The organism is Prevotella sp. 885, assembly GCF_002265625.1.
Classification (GTDB): domain Bacteria; phylum Bacteroidota; class Bacteroidia; order Bacteroidales; family Bacteroidaceae; genus Prevotella.
In genome coordinates this window covers 14570-33753 of the sequence record NZ_NOVE01000007.1, presented here as the reverse complement: position 1 = coordinate 33753, position 19184 = coordinate 14570, and the positions used below count along the sequence as shown (strand labels likewise).

Annotated in this window: 11 protein-coding genes; 4 read left to right on the top strand and 7 right to left on the bottom strand. The window is 50.1% G+C overall.

Features of this window, described 5'->3' with window-relative positions; genetic code table 11:
* Nucleotides 1–24: 24 nt before the first annotated feature.
* The 4 genes from CHL74_RS04170 to CHL74_RS04155 all read right to left on the bottom strand — a co-directional run bounded on the left by CHL74_RS04170 (nucleotide 25) and on the right by CHL74_RS04155 (nucleotide 10885).
* Complete coding sequence (locus CHL74_RS04170; RefSeq protein WP_094879961.1) at nucleotides 25–1017, bottom strand: hypothetical protein; 993 nt, start codon at nucleotides 1015–1017, stop codon at nucleotides 25–27.
* 228 nt (nucleotides 1018–1245) lie between these two features.
* Complete coding sequence (gene sprA, locus CHL74_RS04165; RefSeq protein WP_441339036.1) at nucleotides 1246–8736, bottom strand: cell surface protein SprA; 7491 nt, start codon at nucleotides 8734–8736, stop codon at nucleotides 1246–1248.
* A 232-nt stretch (nucleotides 8737–8968) separates the two neighbouring features.
* On the bottom strand, nucleotides 8969–9583 hold the full coding sequence (gene ruvA, locus CHL74_RS04160; protein ID WP_094879910.1) for a Holliday junction branch migration protein RuvA: 615 nt from the start codon (nucleotides 9581–9583) through the stop codon (nucleotides 8969–8971).
* A 252-nt stretch (nucleotides 9584–9835) separates the two neighbouring features.
* Complete coding sequence (locus CHL74_RS04155) at nucleotides 9836–10885, bottom strand: hypothetical protein (RefSeq protein WP_094879909.1); 1050 nt, start codon at nucleotides 10883–10885, stop codon at nucleotides 9836–9838.
* 206 nt (nucleotides 10886–11091) lie between these two features.
* Between CHL74_RS04155 and CHL74_RS04150 the strand changes: the two genes are divergently transcribed.
* The gene (locus CHL74_RS04150) at nucleotides 11092–11730 is read left to right on the top strand and encodes a DUF308 domain-containing protein (RefSeq protein ID WP_094879908.1); all 639 of its coding nucleotides are present in this window, start codon (nucleotides 11092–11094) and stop codon (nucleotides 11728–11730) included.
* Nucleotides 11714–12766, top strand: coding sequence for a M28 family metallopeptidase (locus CHL74_RS04145; RefSeq protein ID WP_094879907.1), 1053 nt, complete (start codon nucleotides 11714–11716; stop codon nucleotides 12764–12766). Before CHL74_RS04150 ends, CHL74_RS04145 begins: the two co-directional genes overlap by 17 nt.
* Nucleotides 12767–12796: 30 nt before the next feature.
* Here CHL74_RS04145 and CHL74_RS04140 read toward each other — a convergent pair whose 3' ends face one another.
* The 3 genes from CHL74_RS04140 to CHL74_RS04130 all read right to left on the bottom strand — a co-directional run bounded on the left by CHL74_RS04140 (nucleotide 12797) and on the right by CHL74_RS04130 (nucleotide 15380).
* A complete protein-coding gene (locus CHL74_RS04140) occupies nucleotides 12797–13582 on the bottom strand; it encodes a LytR/AlgR family response regulator transcription factor (protein ID WP_094879906.1) in 786 nt (261 codons plus the stop codon).
* Between the two features lie 15 nt (nucleotides 13583–13597).
* Nucleotides 13598–14650 (bottom strand): sensor histidine kinase, encoded by a 1053-nt coding sequence (locus tag CHL74_RS04135; protein WP_094879905.1) that lies wholly within the window; start codon nucleotides 14648–14650, stop codon nucleotides 13598–13600.
* A 76-nt stretch (nucleotides 14651–14726) separates the two neighbouring features.
* Complete coding sequence (locus CHL74_RS04130) at nucleotides 14727–15380, bottom strand: porin family protein (protein WP_094879904.1); 654 nt, start codon at nucleotides 15378–15380, stop codon at nucleotides 14727–14729.
* A 685-nt stretch (nucleotides 15381–16065) separates the two neighbouring features.
* Between CHL74_RS04130 and CHL74_RS04125 the strand changes: the two genes are divergently transcribed.
* Together CHL74_RS04125 and CHL74_RS04120 are read left to right on the top strand one after the other, a co-directional pair.
* Nucleotides 16066–17439 (top strand): T9SS type A sorting domain-containing protein, encoded by a 1374-nt coding sequence (locus CHL74_RS04125; RefSeq protein ID WP_141241228.1) that lies wholly within the window; start codon nucleotides 16066–16068, stop codon nucleotides 17437–17439.
* A gap of 35 nt (nucleotides 17440–17474) precedes the next feature.
* On the top strand, nucleotides 17475–19166 hold the full coding sequence (locus CHL74_RS04120; protein WP_141241227.1) for a hypothetical protein: 1692 nt from the start codon (nucleotides 17475–17477) through the stop codon (nucleotides 19164–19166).
* The last annotated feature ends 18 nt before the right edge of the window (nucleotides 19167–19184 follow it).

The window sequence follows — 19184 nt, the reverse complement described above, 5'->3', positions numbered from 1 at the left end:
TTACGTTTTATGTTATTCTATATTTTATTCTGTTTCTGAATTGTCCGAATGGTCAGCGTGACTGTCCTTGGCATTGTAAAGCCAGAAGCCTGCAATGAGGGCAACGAAGAGGGCGAGGATGCCAACCATCTCTGCCACGTGGTTTATCGGGTCCACCCATATCTCCTTGAAAAAACCGTTGCGTGCAGCCACCTCAACAAACGACCAGAAGACAATGACGTTGGCAAGAGCCATACGGAGGTTTCTGCCCCATGAGGCTATGTGGAGCTGCTTCTTGAGAATCATGCCTGAGGACACAAGGCAAGCAGCACCGATGGCGTAAGTGACGGGATGGTCGCTACCCAAGAATACGGGGTCGTAGCAGAACATGAGCAGGATATAGAGGCCCCACATCATGATGTTCCATTCCATGAATACCACTACGCTGGGATGGTATGCCATCGGGCGAAGCTCCACGTGCTGCTTTACGCCGCAATGATTCTGTATCCAGCGGATGAAGTTGCATCCTGTGCGGGTGCAGAAAACATACATGAAGATGGTCATTATCCACATTCCGAACGTGGCTGGCATAATGAGATATTCTGGTCTTGAGCCGCGTATCTCCTTCAGTTCGCCACGCGAGAAGTCTTCCAGCGGTGTGCCGTTGATGGTAAACGAGTGGTCTACTGCCACTCCGTTGACGTATCGGCTGACAGTCTCCACTACGCCGTTGCCTACAAGGTCGCAGTGAACGCCGTAGCGCTGAGCGTAATAGGCGAGCAGAAATTCCACCCATCCCGTCCAGAAAAGCATTGCGCCCGTTATGCCGAGGCAAGTCTGCTTGGTGTCTCCCTTGACAAAGATGCCCCAAATGGTTATGGCGAGACCCACAAGACCCATGAAGAAAGCCGAATAGTGAAGCGTTGTCGGTTCCAGAAAATGCTCCATAAGAATCATGAGAGCGTGACCGAGAGGCATTAGCAAGAGCACAATAAGGAGTGCTCCCAGTGTCTTGCCGGGATACATTCTTGATTTCATACTTTTGTTGATGTTCATAATTTTGTATAGAGGGCTTTGTTTGTTTTTCTATAAAAAGAATGGTTTTGTTTTGCGGATGCAAAGTTAGGTATTTCGTTTATTCCTTGAAATACTCATTTATTATGATTTTTATAACGAAATAAAAGTTAACGGACTAATGCTTTTATTGATTCAATAAAGCAAAAGTCCGTTAACTTTCCTGTTCGTATTCTGTTTACACTCTGTCTGTTATCTTGTCAGCGAGAACTTGATGCTCAGTCCGAAATCCTGCGTCGTTGTAGGATAAGAGCTTGACGAGAGCAGCGGGGTGTTGGTCTGACGGTCGTAATAGAAGCTCATGGTCAGCAGACGTGAGAGCGTGTAGTCGGCTGAGAACGATAGCTTGAACGCCGTGTTGCCGCTGTTTGCTGACGATGTCATCGAGGCGATATCACGACTGATGGATGCCTGCTTGCGCAGACTGAGGTCCAGTCGGAGCTTCAAGTCGTTGTTTACGCCGCCTGTTGATCGGCTGCGGTTTGTCATTGAAGCCGTCTTGTTGTCCTTGTCGTTGGCTCCCCTCTTCTTGCCCTTCACCTGACGGTGCTTGTTTGAGCCGCCGCCTCCGAAGAGATTGAAGTTGTTGATGGTGTATCCGGCACCAATCACCCAGTCGTGTGATGACGACTCGTTTATCTGAACTGACGTCATGCTGAGGCTAAGCACACGTGTGGTACGATATTCCGCCTTCACCGTCATGTTGTTGTTGAGTGTCACGTCTATTCCGAGCAACGGCGAGAACGACTCGTTGATGCTGACTGTCGACACGTTATACATAGAATTAGGTATAGGTGCTCCGGTTGTGGCGTCGTTGATGAATCCCAGTCCGTTCATGTATTCCATGAAGGTGCTGTACGACGAATACGAACCTACGGCGTATACGCTCTTGTATGCGTGGTTGACATTCACGCTCTTGAATACGTCCCTGAACCAAGGCAGCTTCGACAGTCCGCTGTACTTGATGGTCCAGTTGGGCAGCAGCTTGGAGAGTGAGGGGAATATGGACATGCCTCCGTCTCCCATGCTTGTGTAAGCGGAGAGGAATGCCGGCACCATTACGTCAGCACTGTATTTGTTTACAGCACCGTTGGCAGCGTCAAACTTCTGTCCTGCCAGCGCCGTTCCCTGCGGATAAATTGCCCCCGCGTAACGTGCCTCTACCTTTTCGCGGAATCCGTCGAGCGACTTGCAGAAGCGTTCGAACGACGGCGAGTGATAACCGTTAGAGGCATTGCCTGATCCTTCGAATGCGCTCTTGAGCGACAGCGTTGTCATCGTGAACGTTCCGCTCTGCGTTGTCGGGTTGCCCGCATACATATATTGTACGGAGCGTGCCGTTGTCATAGCGCGACTGGCGTTGAGGTCAATCTTGAAGTTGCGTACAGGCTCGAGCGTTGCTCTGAGTTGCAGGTCCTCCGTACGGTTGGTTGTGGCAGGTGTTGCCAATGAGTCGTTCATGAGTAACCATCCGTTCTCCCTCGCCTTGTCGATGTAGGAGTCGCCTATGAAACCGAAGGCGAAGTCGAGTCCAGGCGACATTGCTCCCATTCCTGAGCGCTGGCCGAAGATGTTGCCAATCATTGGCTTGAAGCCCGGCAGCGCCATAGAGTACTGGTTGCGGTAGCTGAGGCTTACGTTTCTGACCATCATCAGCACTCTTGCCACCGACTGAGCGGTCTTATACCAGCCCTTGTCCTCAAGCGGTTCCTTCGCAAGTACCGACACCTTAATCTTCGTTGCCGAGTCCACCTTGTTGAGGATGACGATGCTGTTGGCGTCAGTGCGGCGATATTTGATGTCGAACGCCTTGCCGTCAGCTGTCTTCGCCGAAACGATGATGCGCTTGGTGCGCTTGGCATGGTTCACCTTAATGGTGGTGTCAGGCGCCAGCGTCACCTCCTTCTCGAAGGCTTTCTTCTTCGGGTTCTTGTTTCTTCCCACCACGTTGTCGTCGCCAAGAAGAGGCTTGTTCTTTCCGCCGGGTTTCTTTCCGGCGTTCTCCTTATCGTCCTCGCCCTTCTTTACGGTGTTGAAGTTCTTCCGACGGTTTCTTTCTATCTTCTTGTTGCGGTTGGTTTCCTTCTTGAACCGCTCGTTGGTTTTCTTCAGGAACGGCACATGGTTGTAGAGCTTCTCCATGTTGAACTGTCCGTTGATGTTTATCTGACGGTTGTTGGCTATGTTGTTTCCAAGCGACGTTCCGTCCTCAAGGTCAGTTCCTCGTGTCCAGTTATACGTGGCGTTGTACGAAGCGTCCGACGTTATCCAGTCGAATATTGGCAGGAGATTTATAGGCAACTTGTATGAAGCCTGGAACGACTGGTTGTAGTTGAGCGGCGTGCCCATGTGCTTGATGGACGTCCATACAGAGTCTTTCCATGCCGAATACTGGTCAGGATAGAGGTCTTTGTTCACCGGAGTGTAAGGCTGTTCTATCTCGGCGTTCGTGGCACTTTGGAAGTTCATGTGCAGATTCTTCGTGATATCCCATCTGATATTGAACTCTCTGTTCCACAGGAACTGTGAAGAGAAGGTCAGCGGGAGAGCCGAATTTTCCGTCGATTCCATATCGCGCTCCTGCAATTCGTAGTAGTTGCGCGTGATGTCGGTGCTGAAGCCTACGTTCTGCGGCAGCCAGTTGATGCCGAACTTCTTCGGGAAGTCCATCCACTTCGACTTCGACTTAATCTTCTTGAACGGTTCAATTGGCTTATATACCGGCGTCCAAGAGTATGTCATCGATCCTCTCCAGTTGTCCTCCTTCTCATAAACAGTAGTCTCTCCTGACGTGTAAGAGTGGGAGTGGCTGTATGAGAACGAGAAGTTGGCAGGGTCGTACGGCATCGGGTGGCGCTTGTTCTGTATGCCGACGCGTACGTTGGACAGCGAGAAGTTGGTCTGAGTGACCTTCGTCACGGCGATGCTCTCAATGGAGTCGCGCTCGTGCTTTGATCCTGCTGCGTCGAGAGCGTCCTTCAGCTCCATATCGGTGTCGAGCGGATTATACTTAGGTGAAGTCTTCTCCTTCGTCACTGAGTAGTAGAGTGGGGCTGAAACCTTCGCCTTGTCGGGGAAGAACTTGCCCAGCTCAATGTTAGCTGTGACAGTATAGTTGGCTTGGTTGTCGGTGCTGCGTTGTGCCACACCCTCTTCCAGTCCGCCGAAACCTGACGACATATACTTGCCCTGCACGTTTACGGTGCCGAGGTCAGAGAGTTGCAGGTTGAGGTTGCCTTGTGCAGCCCAACCGCCGGAGTTGTTGTATTCGCGCAGACGCAGCTCATTGAGCCACACCTCGCCGCTCTTCTCCGTGCCCGAGTTGTTGCGCACACCAATCACCATTGTCTTTATCTCGCCGAGAGTCGGGTTACCCATCACCGAAATCTTGTTCTTCGGCTTGTCCGAGTCGTATGCTGAGAACAGTCGGTTGTACGATGCCTGTCCGTTGGCCTTCGCCTTGTTGCGTTCCTTCTTGAGGTCGGTCAGCTTCTTGAGGTCGATGTCCAGCATGTTCTCCTCAGGCCAAACCTTTCGTGCTTCGGCTGTTGAGTAGCGGTCGTACTTGCCCGGAGCTGTGAGCTTCAGCGGAATCTCGTACTCATAGAAGTTGCTCTTATAGTCCGATCCGAGACGTACGAAAACGGAGAGCTGTCCGTCTTCCAGTCCGGTGGTGTTCTGCTCGAAGGCGTTGGCATGCACGAACATCTGCAGACGCTTATACTGACGGACGTCCAGCGTGGTGTTCTTATATACCGCCTTTGCCTCACCTGAACCGAGCGTTGTGACGGTCATGGCAAGCGCCTGCTCGTTGTTCTCCACGAGCTGAGGCTGCGTCGGGTCCTGTCCGCGCTTGATGCCCGGAGGCAGAACGTAGTTGACAGGCTGCTTGTCAGCGTTCTCTTCTATGTTGACAGCCGAAACAGCCAGTCGTCCTGACGTTGAACTTGAATTGTCGATGTTCTGCTCGTATACTCGCCATTCGCCGCGAACGAGGTCGAGTGTGCCGAAACGCAGGATGATGGGGTGCTTGAATCCTGTTAGGAACATACGCATGAAGCGCACGGAGGTGAAGTCGCTGATGGCTCCGACGCGTTTTTCATACTCTCTGAGCGGAATGCGGAACTGATACCAATGTACGGTTTCCGTCTTCTTATTGCGCAGCGGTCGTGTGTCGGCACGCATGTCCACGATGTAGTTCTTGCCAATCTCGAGGTCCTCAGGACGGATGGAGATGCGATACTGGAAATACTTCTCATACTCGTTGAGCGTATAGTCCTGATTGATGTCCTCCACGTCCGGTGTCGACTTGTATGACGTATCGTATCCTTCCGTACGCGAGTCGTTGTCGGGCGAGTTGCCCTGCGGGTTGTTGATATACTTGTAGCGACGGAGGATTGGAGCCTCCATGCGGTCGTAGTCAGAACCGCGGAAGTAGTGATAGTTGTCGCCTGCGGGGTCAGCCCAGATAGAGTCCCACACAGCCGGATTGACCTTGCCCTGCACTTCCTTCAGAAAGTCCTGATAAGACTCCCACTTCTGTTCCTCTTCGTCGGTCAGTCCGTTGAAGCCCACGTCCTGCTTTGCTCTTGCGCCGCTTGACGTAGCGAAGGCGTAAGTTACGGTAGCCTGGTTCGGAACCTTACCCCATTGTGTGGTGGTGTAAGCCGCTGAACCGTCCGTAGGCATTCCGCTCTCATAGAATTTCTTACCGTCGCGGAGGATGTCCTCGCTCATTTCGCCGAGGTTGATATAGAAGTCGCCGCCGTAGTCGGACGCCGTTCCCTGCTCACGGGTGTAGATAAAGGGGTCGAGCATCCAGAATTCGATGTACTCGATGTTGGCTGTCTCGAAGTCGTTGGTGTCCAGCTTTCGCATCATACCGCCCCAATGCTGCTGCGGATTGTTGAGTGTTCCGTCGTAGTTGAGGTCCGGATTGAAGTTGTACGGTCCGCGCTCGTTGGGGTAATAGGCGAGGTTGAGGATGGAGAGAGTTGACGTGCTGCCGTTGTAAGCGCTCTGGTCGCGGTTAGGGAACAGCTCGTTTACGTATATCTCACGTACATAATGGTTTGACAACTGGTCGAGGTCGCTCTTGATGTGGCCCGGCGTAAGCGACGACGAGCGGCGTGTGAAGAGCGGGTCGATGGTATACCAAGCCATGCGAGAGCGGTTGAATCCCGAGCGCAGCGTGTTCTTGTCGTTCGATTCCTGGAACATTGACGGCACGCTTGAGATTATCCACGACGTCGGTGTAGACACGTCTATGGTGTTCTTCGTATTCTCGAAGTCGTCAATGTACGATGCGTTGTCCTGCGTTCCGTGGCTCTGTCCGGCGATGAGTTGTGCAAACTCACCTGAGAACGATATTGACGAAGGCTGTGTAAGGTGCAGCAATGGTATCTTGTCCAGCATGTTGGTGAGCCATTGGCTCTCCTTCTTCCAGTTTATGTTGAGTCCCCAGATGGTGTTGTTGAGCGGTTCCGAACCCATGTTCACCTTGTTGGTGAGCGGCTGTTCGGAGAGATGCTGGAACGTACCCGAGAGCTGGAAGTTCTTCGATATGTCGTACTCCCAATTGAGGCCGAACATTGTCTTTCGCTCCTGCGCATAGTCAGTGTTGCTCTCGAGCGACACGTTCACGCTCGTTCCTGCGTCGATGATGCTCTGATTGAGGATGGTCACCTCGCCACCCGAGTAGTCCACGGAGTAGTCGGTGCCCTCGGCAAGGGTCACGCCGCCTGCCGTTACCACCACTGAACCTTGCGGAATGTTGTATGCGCCGAGCGATATGACGTTGGCAGATGTACCACGGAACTGTCCCATGAGCACGTACTTGTCCTTCTCGGCTATCTGTTTAGCCACGGTTTTTGTCGAGTCGTACAGCTCGGTGAAGGCATACTTGGAAGCCTGGTCTGCTGTCACGCCCTTGGAGATGAGATAGTTGTAGATGTGCTTGCCGAACGGTTCGGCAACAGGGAAGAACACGCGACCGTTCGTGACGGTATATCCCTCCACGTAGTCGAAGTAGCCGTTGGAGTGTGCCTTGTTGTTATTGTCCAGTCGGTCGGCTCCGAGCACCTTGATAAGCGTCTGGTTCTTCACCTGCGGCTCTGGTATATAAGAAAGGTATACGCCAGCCGTGTCGCTCTGGAACTTCACGTCCAGACGGAACTTCTCCTTCTCCACCGACGAGGCAAGGTAGTAGACGTTCTTCATCATGAGTCCCCAGTTGCCCTGACTCGGGTTGTTCGACGTGTTCTTGAGCGACTTCACGAAGAGCGCCTTGCTCACGTCCGTATTGTCAGAGGCGAACTCGCCCACCTGATAAGTCACGCCACCGTAAGTGTATTCGTATGCGATGGCAAGCACCTGGTCGGTCTGCAGACCTGTCTTCAGCGAGATATAGCCGAGTGCGGTGTTGACGGTATATTCCGAAGAAGAGAGCAGACGCGCTTTCTCCAGCTTCTCATAGTCGGTGCCGCCGGCAAATCCCGGTATGGCGTCGAGCACAGTTGACGTCTGGTCAATCTCTCTTGCGCCGGCATACTGCGTGGTCATTGCGGAGTACTCGCTGTTGGAAGCGTTGGAAGGCACGGGCTGTCCGGTGGTAGCCCATATAGGGTTAGACACGCGTGTGTTCTCGCCAAGGTCGGTCAGGGCGATGATGTTACGCGTGTTTGACGTTGTTCCTGTCTTGTTGGTCACCCACACCTCCACACGGTTTATCTTCATTCCCGAAGTGAGGTTGGGCAGTGAGCGCATCCATTCGTCATAACGGTCATGGAAATACTGCGAGAGGAAGAAGTGACGGTTCTCCTCATAGTTGGCAGCGTCAATCTCGAACGGCGTAAACTGCTTGCCGCCTTTCGAAGATACACTCTTCGTTGTCGACTTCTTCTGCGATGCCACCATCTGCAGTTTCAGCTTGCCGAACTGCAGGTCTGTGCGGATGCCGAAGAGCGATGAGGCACCCTTTACGAGCGACGAGTTTGACGGGAACGACACGTTACCAGCCTCCACCAGCTTCACTATCTCGTCTTCCTTGCCGTCATACTTGAGCTTGAGGCTCTGAGCGTCAAAGTCGAACGTGGCGTCGGTGTTGTAGTTGAGGTTCATGTTCACCTTGTCGCCGACGCGTCCGTTCATGTTAAGGTTTATCTTCTCGTCGAAGTCCATTGTGGTGGTCTTGCGGTTGCGGATAGGCAGCGACGGGTTGTCGATGTTCTTCATCGTTGCTCCGAACTTCAGCTCTGCCGTTCCCTGCGTCTTGATGCGCACGCCGCCGGGACCGAATATCTTCTCCGCCGGACCCAGATCGAAGTGCATGTCAGAGAAGTCGAACTTCTCCTTACCCTTCGCCTGATATATCTCGTCATTCTTCTTGCGGAAGAAGTCCTTCATCAGCTGCTTCTCGCTCCAGTGCATATATTCCTCTGCGGTCATCATCACAGGCGCTGCGATGTACGAACCTGCCATCTTCGATCCGATGACATACCTGTCGAGAGAGTCGTTATATTCCACCTGCTGCCCTAAATTGTCAGGGCGTTTGAGGTCGGCGGCGCCCTGCGAGAGGTCGTCGAGAGTTATCGGCATTGTGCGCTGTATGGGCCAGCGTGTATGCAGCAGCGAGTCTGGTATCGAGTCGTCTCCCTCTATTACGGGCTGCGCCTTTATCGCCATGGTGTCGCGGGCAGCCTTTGCCTTTCCGCCTTCCGGCTTTGCTTCACGCTGTCTGACATCCTGCATTATGGGACTTCCGGTCATGGCAAGCGTAGCCACTGCCACCAGAAGTAGCGCGACTGCCATTGTCCGTGCCGTCTTGTGCGACGGGAATCGGCGTAATATGAGGAGTATGTTATTGAGAATTTGCTTCAACGTATTGAATTGTCTTGTGTCGTATCCTGTTATTGTCTTACTTGATCTGCTTCAGCGCCATCTTCACCACCTGTTCCACAGGCAGAGTCGGGTCGTCCGTAAGCAGGGCTGTCACCACCTTGGCTGTCGGAGCCGGTGAGAAGCCGAGCATTGTGAGCGCTGCCACTGCCTCGTCCCTGACGTCTGCGGGGATGGTGCTGTCGGCAGCGGTGCCGGCAGGAAGCTCCTGGGCGATGCCCAGCGACATGATCTTGTCCTTCAGGTCAACGATGATGCGCTGTGCCGTCTTCAGACCGATGCCCTTCACGCCCTTCAGCAGTCGCTCGTTGCCTGACGAAATGGCTCCGGCAAGCTCAGCAGGAGAAGCCGCAGAGAGAATCATGCGAGCCGTATTTGCTCCCACGCCTGATACGGTGATGAGCAGACGATAGAGGTCGCGCTCCTGCTTGGAGGCGAATCCGAAGAATGTGTACGAGTCGTCTCTGCCACCAGTGACAAGCGATTCGTGTACGTAGAGCTTCACTTCCTTCTTGCCCTGTACGGCTTCGTATGTGTTAAGCGAGATGTTCAGCGCATAGCCAACGCCGTATGCCTCGACTACGGCCTGCGCCGGAGTAAGTTCAGCGAGCTCGCCTTTTATATAGTCTATCATTTTATTATAAAGTGTGTTTGTCGGTTGAGTGATTTTAGTGCGTATTACACCATATTATATTATAACGACGTTTTTTTGTGTTTATTGTACGTTGAGGCTATCATAGCGTACAAATTTATTTATGTCCTTACTGACAACAAAAAAAGCGGGGCTGCACCAGAACCACTCTGCCACAACCCCTACGCATAAAAGAATAGTGTGTTTTTATTATGTCTAATGAATCATATGATAATGTTTTAATGTGTTGCTGCGTTATCTGCGGCTACCGAAACCGCCACCGTGTGACGAACCGCCACCGCGTGAAGATGAACCTCCGCTGAACGAACCGCTGCGTGAGCCTCCGCCGAACGAACTGCCACCGCGTGAGCTGCCGAATGACGAACTACCTCCGCGAGGAGCACTCATCGAGCTGCTGTTAGAGCGACTGCTGTTGCCGAACGAACGTGAGCTGCTGCTGCCGCCAAACGAGCTTGAGCTGCTGTTAGAGCGGCTACTGCTGCCGAACGAACGTGAGCTGTTGTTGGAGCGACCGCTGCCGAACGTAGAGCGCGGCGAGCTTTGTACGGAATTCTCAGGAGAAGCCACCCTGAAGCCGCCTCTGCCACCGAAAGAAGAGTTGCTGTTGTTGTTCGGCTGTCTTACAGTGGTGCGAGTGCTGCTCTCGCGGTTGGTGCGCGAACCAAACGAACCACGCTGTCCGTTGTTGTTTATATTAGTGTTGTTACCAAAGCGCTGCTGCGTCTGGTTGCGCGAACCGAACGACTGGCGGTTTCCTCTGCCATAATCGCCGCGATTAAATCCGTCACGCATTCCGAAGTGTGCGTCGCCACGACGCTCAGCGTAACGTCTTCCGTTATACCATGAACGACCTCCGTTGCGATGCCAAGAGTGGCCTCCGCAGTAGCTTACGTACACCACAGGACGGTCAAAGTAGAAGTAGTCGCGGTGCGGATAGCGAGCGTAAATACTGAAGTGCCACAGACCGTCGCTGAAGTAGAGCGGACGATAGAAGTAGCTGGCGGCGCAGTATGCGCGATACTGCCAGTCGAGGAGCACGTAGCTGAGGTCCACGTTACGATAGCGCCAGTACGGTCCGTAGAGGTCGTCGTATGTGTTTACGCCGATGAGGTAGTCGAGGTTTATCTCGTAAGCAGCCTCATACTGGTCGTTTGTGAGATTGAGTTCATACGCCATCTTGTCTGTGAGGAACAGTGCCTGCTGGCGTGCCTGCTCATAGCTCATTGCGTTTACGGTGACTGTCATTGTGAACAGTAACGCTAAGATTGATATAAACTTTTTCATAACTCTATATTTTTAAATTGTTATTCTTTCCGTTCTTGTTTCTTTACGCTTGCAAAGTTAGCCACATAAATCATAGCATCAAAAGGATTTTCCCTAAACGCCGGTGGGAAATTCCCTATTCTTGTTTTTTCTTACCGTTAAACAATGGTTTTTCGGAATATTATGTTTATATTTGCCTTACATTAATAACTAAATACAATTATCCGATGAAAGTATTACAGAGTTCGCTCCTTCGAGCCATCTGCGCCATTGTCGTGGGAGCGCTGCTCGTCAAGTATCGTGAGCAGACGGTTACGTGGATGACGATAGCCATAGGCGTATTGTTCTTCATATCAGGCGTTTTCTCGTGCGCTTCATATCTCATTGCGCGTAGTCGTAAGGACGACGTACAGGTGTTCGATGCACAGGGACGTCAGCTTCGCGGCATGCGTCCGGCATTTCCCATCGTAGGTCTTGGCAGCCTTATCCTCGGCCTTATCCTTGCCATCATGCCCGGCACGTTTATCAGCAGCCTAATGTATATCCTTGCCGCCATACTCATCCTCGGCGCCGTCACGCAGTTTATGAATCTCATAGCCGCCTCACGCCTGGCTCGTGTGGGCGTCTATTTCTGGATAATGCCCACGCTGACGCTTCTCATAGGTCTCATTGCCGTCATCTCTCCCTCGTCCATTGCCTCGGCTCCGCTCTTCGTGATAGGATGGGCAATGATGGTGTATGGCGTAGTGGAGGTGATAAACGCCGTGAAGATACATCTCCTGCATCGCACCATTGAGCGTGCTTTGCAGAACCAGATACAGCAACAACAGAACAACGAAACAAATACAAATGAAAGTAAAGACTAATCTTCTGTGCATGGCAGCAGCCTTCGCTCTTGCCATGCCCGCCTGCGCCGCAGGCCCCCGTTCACCCAAGTCGGCAACCAAACTGCTCACCCGCCAGAAGGAAGCTGGCCTTGCCACCATCACCGAGAATGCCGCCCGTGCCCACGTCTATTTCCTCGCTGACGACCTTCTTGAGGGTCGTCGTGCCGGTCAGCGTGGCTCGCGCATCGCCAAGCAGTACATCATCTCGCGCCTTCGTGAGGCTGGCGTCAAGCCGCTTTTCGGCGAGAGCTATGAGCAGCCCTTCCAGGCTTATGCCGACCAGAAGCTGAAGCGCGGCGTCAGATTCTTTGTGGATGCCGACTCCATCGCGCAGATAAAGAAGCACGTACACCAGCGCATGGACCTCAGTAACGTGCTCGGCGTCATTCCCGGACGTCGCTCTGACGAGATAGTAGTGGTGGGTGCCCATCTCGATCATGAGGGTATGTATGCCGACGTCGCTGGCGACAACATCTATAACGGTGCCGACGACAACGCGTCAGGCGTTACTGCCGTGCTGCAGATTATTAAGGCGTTCGCTGAGAGCGGTGCCACACCGGAACGCACCATTGTGTTCGCATTCTGGGACGGTGAGGAGTTCGGACTGTTAGGCTCTAAGTACTTCGTCAATCATTATGCTGACATCAGCCAGGTGAAGGGCTATCTCAACTTCGACATGGTGGGTGGCAACAACAAGCCTGAGGACCCCACATACATGGTATACTTCTATACTGACACTCATCCTGCGTTCGGCGACTGGCTCAAGGACGACATCAACAGATATTCGCTCAAGCTCAACCCCAGCTATCGTCCATGGGACAACCCCGTCGGAGGCAGCGACCAAAGCTCGTTCCACCTCAAGGGTGTGCCCATCATCTGGTATCACACCGACGCACAGCCCCACTACAACCAACCGTCGGACGAGCCTAACACCATCAACTATCCCAAGCTGACCGACATCTCGCGTGCCTCGTTCCTCACAACATGGCATCTTGCGAACGACACCGCATACTAAGAGTATGCTATGGTAGGCAGGGCTTCGTCACTATATGTTATCGCCTTCTATCCATTTTCTGAAGGCTAACGCACGTTCCCTGCTTACTATGATTTCTTCGTCGCAATGAGTTTTGCTTACTATCAGTCTATAGTCATTGGTCTTACATATTTTGACTACCGCCTCCACGTTTACCAAGTACTGTCTGTTAATGCGGAAGAACATCCCGGGGACAAGCTTCTTTTCTATATCCTTAATCGTTGATGGCAACGCATACTCCGTACCGTCTGTCCCGACAACATTCTGAATACGTTCAGAAGTATAGATATAAGCTATGTTGTCCACACATACAGGAACATACATTCCGTCATGAATCAGCAACACACGCCTTTTTGTGAAAGGCGCATCCGAAGAATATGCGATGCTGTCAGATTTCTGTTCGTTCATCGTTGCTGGATATTGGTCGCATAAGCAGAAAGGCTGATGGTTAAGCTTGTCTATAGCTGCTTCCAGTTCCTTCCTGTCTATCGGCTTCAGGAGGTACGCCATCCCATTGTTTCCTATAGCCTCCATAGCGTAATTGTCATAAGCGGTAGTGAAAATCACAAAAGCCTGTGGCATTTCCTCTTTGAAAGCCTCAAAGACATCCCTGCCATGCAGCTGGATGTCAGCGAATATAAGGTCGTAGTCGTTGTTTTCCTTCAATGTGCTTATTACGGTGTCAACGCTTGTGAGCGGTCCGTCAATAACTGCGTCCGTCAATATCTCGCTGACCATACGCTTCAGCCTCTTGGCGCTGATAACCTCGTCTTCTATTATGAGGATTTTGTTTATCATGATTACGTTTTATGTCTATGAATTTGTTTGCTGTGTGACAATGGGTAGAGTTACGGTGTACAGTCCGTCGGCGATGCTTACCGAAATATCATCAATACCCAGAAGTCTGTGGCGTTCGTGAAGATTTGCCATTCCCATACGCGTTGATTCGCCTTTCGTATGGTTGTTTTTTCCGTCCATTATGATGTTGTTTGAGACAACAAGGCTGTCACCATTACGGCTGATGGTTATCAGCAACGGGTGCTGACAGTCCGCAGGATTATGCTTGATGGCATTCTCTATAAGATTATGAAGGCTCATACTGACAATCATCTCATTGGACGAGAAGGAGAAAGGCTCGATAACGAGCTGTATGTCAGGAAACCTGATTTTCATGACATTCATGTATTCGCTTGCAACTGTGAGGGCATCGTCCAAGCTTACATAGTCCTTGTCAAAACTGTTGATAAGATGACGGTATATTCTTGACAGCTTTATCGTGAACGACGTTGCGCCTTCGTTGTCGTTGTCCTCAATGAGAGAGATTATGACATTAAGGCTGTTAAAGACAAAATGCGGTGACAGCCTCGACTTTAGTTGTTCTGTGCGCATGGCTATCATCTCGTCCTTTTGTTTAAGTCGGTCTGAGTTGAGCTGGTTAATGGTGTAGATGAGCGAAACTACCGAACTGATAATGCCCATAATATATGTATTGCCGAATATCTCGTCATCAGTAGAATTGTCCACAAAAATATCGTAAGTGTTTTCTGCTATAAAAGCAAGAGCCGTGTTTGAGAATATGAAAACCAACACAAGAAGCATCGTATGGCGTTCCTTGAGAGGCTTCAGCTTGTTTAAGCGGAGAATATACGATGTGATTAACAGGCAGACCATGGCGAAAATCATGCTATACAGCAAGTCCGTAAAAATAAACGACTTGTAGTATCGCAGATATTCCAATGCTTCCTTGTAGTCGATGACCAGCCAGATGATGTCATAAAGAAAAAGGATAAGAAGCGAAGAGTATATCCAATCCTTGACGAAATGGACATTAAAGTGTTTTGCTATGAATGTCTTTGCTTTGTTCATCGTATAAAATGGATAAGCGTGAAGCCTCCATCTTTCTGACTGAATGGAGACCTCACGCTATTGTGTTGTATCTTTTTTAGAACATGTATGCCAAACCTATAATAAAGGTCTGTTCCTTATTGTCTTTGTCAAGCATTCCCTTGAATGTGTTGGTCAGACCAAGGTTGTAGCCGAACTGCACCTGACAATGCGAGAACACCTCTGCACCTACCTTGAAACCAATGCCACATCCCACTCTGTTCATAACCTTATCCTTGAAGATATTTGAAGAAACGGTTTCCTCCGTCGGCTCGCCAACGAGCAATCCGTTCTCGCCATATTTCTGGCTTACCTGTTTGGCTTTGCCTCCCAGACCGATATTCAGATAAGGACCGGCTGCTGCAAAGAGTCCGAAGTTGTCAGAGAATTTAAATTTATATCCCACGTTTACAGGGATGGTGAAACCGTATGAATGATATTTATAGTAAACCTCAATATGTTCGTTTGAATATCCGGCATGAACACTTTCACATCTTTTCGAATCGAACAAGACAGCAGCATCAAGAAACAATCCCTTGTTTTCCTTGCCTAAAGTCATGTCGCCCTGCACACCAGCAGCCCAACCCATCTTGTTGTTTACAGCCTGCGTGCCACTCCACTGAATCCTTGCAGCCGGACCAATTCTGAATGACTGGGCAGAAGCCATTGTCGTGAACAACAAAGCAATAGCAAATGAAATGATTTTTTTCATCACTTTAATTTTTTGTTATGATTTATACTAAGTCAGACCGTGCACTGTCTTTTGTCGTTGCAAAGGTATATAAAAAATAAAAGGTATACAAATGGCGATTTCGGCCAACTCGTCAAAATTGCGTTTGAACTGTAGAAAATCGCGTATGAACTGGATAATTTAACGTTTGAATTTTTTTGTGCATTGCTGTTTTATGCAGTAGCGGAGGCCTCCGTTGCACCAAGTCTGATACAAACATAGGAGGCTATGGCGTCCTCGCCGTAGCCACGCACCCACGAACACAGCTGATTGAGTATGATGTACGGGTTCCGCGGAGCGGGACCTATATAATGAAACCCACTGCAAGCTGCGAAGCAGCGCCGCTGTGGGTAAATATGATACCCCCAAAATGAGTTCCCCGAAGGGGGACTGACGCATTCCCTATGATGGTGAGGATGATAGTCGGTCCCGCTTTGCGGAACCAAGAGAGGGTGAGGGGATGCTTATCCCACAGCTGCGCTCCTTCGGAGCTTGCAGTGGGTTTCTGACAATAACGTGTCCCCTCGGGACACGGCGCTGGAGTCGGTCTGAAATAATATTGGTATGAAAAGTGAAAATAAATAAGCAAAAAGTTGCTTTTATTAGCTTTTATTTGTAAATTTGGCGCAGATTTAACTCGATTGTTGTTCTTTTAACATTATGGCTTATGAAGAAACTTAACCTACTCAATTCCTTCCGTGCCATCGTTTTGGCAGGATTGTGTTTAGCTTCTCTTCAGGTTTCCGCCCAATGGAAACTTGTGAAAGAACTTGAAGCAACTTATTCAACCGACGTTACCCCATCCGGCAATCTGTTGCTTTCAGACTATCGTTACGACTATGCCGGAGGCATATATCTGTCCACCGACAAGGGAGCCAGTTGGGTGCATACCAATGCCGAGGACTATATGTATAGCAAATTCCTTCATTTCGGTAACTATATCTTTGCTGCCGGTTCGAGTACCTGTATCGCCCGTTCTGACGATAACGGCAAGACATGGAAGTCTTTGTTCTATGAGGATGCAGTGAAGGATGTATTAGGCGATCAGACAAACCAGACTGTTGCCTATGCTATGGCTGTGCATAACGGCAAGCTCTTTGTGGGCGACTTCTGCCAGGGCGGTATCGTGTATAGCGAAGATTATGGCGAGACATGGAAGAAGACCGACATCAATTCGCTCACCTATAGTTTTGCTGATGAAGATGGAGATAAAGGCAAGGGTAAGGGCGATGAGCCTGAAACATACGTAGAGAACATCTATCAGCTTGTCGACTATAACGGACGTCTCTATGCCTTTGGCATTTATTTCGTGTTTGTGCTTGATGACGAGACGCTTACATGGACTCCGGTCAGATATGACAGCAACTTTATGGCTGTCTCAACACAGTATAAGGACAAGCTTGTTTTGGGTCGTTCTGTCATGAACGACACTTTCGCTGTTCCTTTCCTTCTGACGCTTGACAAGAATGGCGAATGGGGAGAGGTTTATCGTCCTGAAGGTCTGATGGACAACAATGTGCGTTCTTTGGCAAGTGACGACAAAAACATTTATGTTGGCTTGCAGCAGCGTGGATTGTATTTCACTCCTGATTTCGGCGAGAAGTGGTATAACATCTCTGAAGGACTGCCCTACAACCAGTATAATCCCGACAGCGAGCGCATATATCTTTCTCCGCTAACCATTGTTCCTGCTGACGATTGCGTTTATTTGGCTGTTTATAATTATCCTGGAGCTCCTTCTGGCAGCGGTCTTTATAAAATCGACCGTAAGGATTTGGACGATATTGCCACCAGCATCAGCAGCCCGCTGCCTTCTTCGGATAATGGCGGATCATTCGAACTTCAGTTCGGCAACCGTCAGGTGAGCTTTGTTGCAGGAGATGTGCCCACCACATTAACTGTATGGGATGCTTCTGGACGTCGTGTGGCTCAACAGGCGGTCAAGGGTACAGCCCAGATTCGTTTCTCCGCTCCTGGTGTTTACACATATTATGCTAATTACGGCGGTCAGGTGAAAGCGGGCAAGTTCCTTGTGAAATAGAATTAGTAACCTACTAACACTTAATCCTAATGTTTATGAAGAGATTATATATGGCGCTTGCTGTAGCAACGCTTGCAACAATGTCTTTTGCACAACCACTTTCGACATACCGGTCGATGAAGGACAAGCCTACGGGCAAGCCGATGGACATTGTCATGTCGCCAGTCGGCAATAAGACGGCAATGTTGGCACGCATGAAGAAGGCTGCCGGCAATGCTGACATTATCACCGAACAGCCAAAGGGAACCCTGCACGACAATCTTTATGGTACTGGCGAGGGCTTCATGACTTTCTTCAACAGTGTGTATTCGTCGGCATCCGACGGCACTGTTGAGCGTTATGTCGAAACAGACAACGGTGAGGTGTATATTCAGAATATCGTCAGCACTATTTCTCCCAACACTTGGGTGAAAGGTGAGAAGGCTGAAGGTGATACCATTAAGTTTGTCTTCCCACAGAAATATGTGGCTCAAGAAGGAATGGACGATGATGGCAATCCAACGGGTATTGTGGAATTCTTCTATCTTTACCGTTGTAGGATAAATGCCGAGCGTACATCGCTTGACCTTGACGAAACTTCGCAGACCATCAATTATGTCCTTCGTAACGACTCGCTTATTCGTGTTGACAATCTGGACAATGGCGTGATTCTTGCTCTTTGCAATGGTGCCGGCGAATGGACAGGTTTCGGCGACTACTATCAGACTTGGACCAAGATAAAGGATGAGCCTTGTGTTCCTTCTGCATCTGCGAACAAAATGAAGTATCAGCTTGACTTTGTGAATACGGGTGAGCAGTATGATTCGCGTATCATTAATGTGGCTATTGACGGCAATGACTTCTATCTTGGAGGCCTGACCGATTCTGCCCCGGACAATTGGGTAAAGGGTAAGATTGACGGCGACAAGGTGGTGTTTGAGGGCAAGAAATACATGGGCGTGGATAAGGAGAACAAATGCCATGCTTATTTCAGTGCCTTAGGAAGCGAGAAGGTGTGGAGCGATTATTATCATCAGGAGGCGGACAGCTTCTTCTTCGTGAAATCTATATCGTTCGATTATGACGCAGAGAACAAGACCCTTAAGTCGGACAAAATGTTTGGCGTGAATATGGGTACGAGCACCGTGAAATTCATCAATGTTTTTATGGAACCGCAGATGAAGCCTTGGAATGATTTGCCTGCCAATCCTAAGGATCCCGATTTGCTGGAATTCCGTCCTTACGACCCTAACTATGGTTATGGCGCAATGCTGTATTGGCTTGATAACATGTCGGTTGACGATAACCTGCTCAATGCTGACTATCTCTACTACAACTTATATTTTGATGGAGAACTGTTTACGGCTTATCCTGACGAATATGTATTGCTAAAGGAGGCGATGACAGACATTCCTTACTCGTTCAGCGATGGTTATGATTTCAACTTCACAGGAAGTATGCACAACATGTTCTTCTATAAGGACGGAGTGTCCAAGGTTGGCATTCAGGCTATGTATAAATACAATGATAAGGTGTATAAGTCGAATCTGGTGGAGTTTGAGATAACGGAAGACGGATTCAGACCTACTGCCGTCAATGGTGTGACTGATGATGCTGACAGAGTTTTGAGCGTAAGCTTCTGCGACCTTAGTGGACGTAGAGTGAGCAACCCTTCAAGTGGTATCTATCTTAAGACAATGAAAATGGCGGATGGTACGCAGAAGACAGTAAAGATTGTAAAGAGATAAAGAAGAAAACATAAAAAA

What these genes read in the sequence shown, in the direction of transcription:
- CHL74_RS04170 (WP_094879961.1), bottom strand. Translation starts at nt 1,017, where the DNA reads ATGAAATCAAGAATGTATCCCGGCAAGACACTGGGAGCACTCCTTATT.
- sprA (WP_441339036.1), bottom strand. Translation starts at nt 8,736, where the DNA reads ATGGCGATAAAGGCGCAGCCCGTAATAGAGGGAGACGACTCGATACCA.
- ruvA (WP_094879910.1), bottom strand. Translation starts at nt 9,583, where the DNA reads ATGATAGACTATATAAAAGGCGAGCTCGCTGAACTTACTCCGGCGCAG.
- CHL74_RS04155 (WP_094879909.1), bottom strand. Translation starts at nt 10,885, where the DNA reads ATGAAAAAGTTTATATCAATCTTAGCGTTACTGTTCACAATGACAGTC.
- CHL74_RS04150 (WP_094879908.1), top strand. Translation starts at nt 11,092, where the DNA reads ATGAAAGTATTACAGAGTTCGCTCCTTCGAGCCATCTGCGCCATTGTC.
- CHL74_RS04145 (WP_094879907.1), top strand. Translation starts at nt 11,714, where the DNA reads ATGAAAGTAAAGACTAATCTTCTGTGCATGGCAGCAGCCTTCGCTCTT.
- CHL74_RS04140 (WP_094879906.1), bottom strand. Translation starts at nt 13,582, where the DNA reads ATGATAAACAAAATCCTCATAATAGAAGACGAGGTTATCAGCGCCAAG.
- CHL74_RS04135 (WP_094879905.1), bottom strand. Translation starts at nt 14,650, where the DNA reads ATGAACAAAGCAAAGACATTCATAGCAAAACACTTTAATGTCCATTTC.
- CHL74_RS04130 (WP_094879904.1), bottom strand. Translation starts at nt 15,380, where the DNA reads ATGAAAAAAATCATTTCATTTGCTATTGCTTTGTTGTTCACGACAATG.
- CHL74_RS04125 (WP_141241228.1), top strand. Translation starts at nt 16,066, where the DNA reads ATGAAGAAACTTAACCTACTCAATTCCTTCCGTGCCATCGTTTTGGCA.
- CHL74_RS04120 (WP_141241227.1), top strand. Translation starts at nt 17,475, where the DNA reads ATGAAGAGATTATATATGGCGCTTGCTGTAGCAACGCTTGCAACAATG.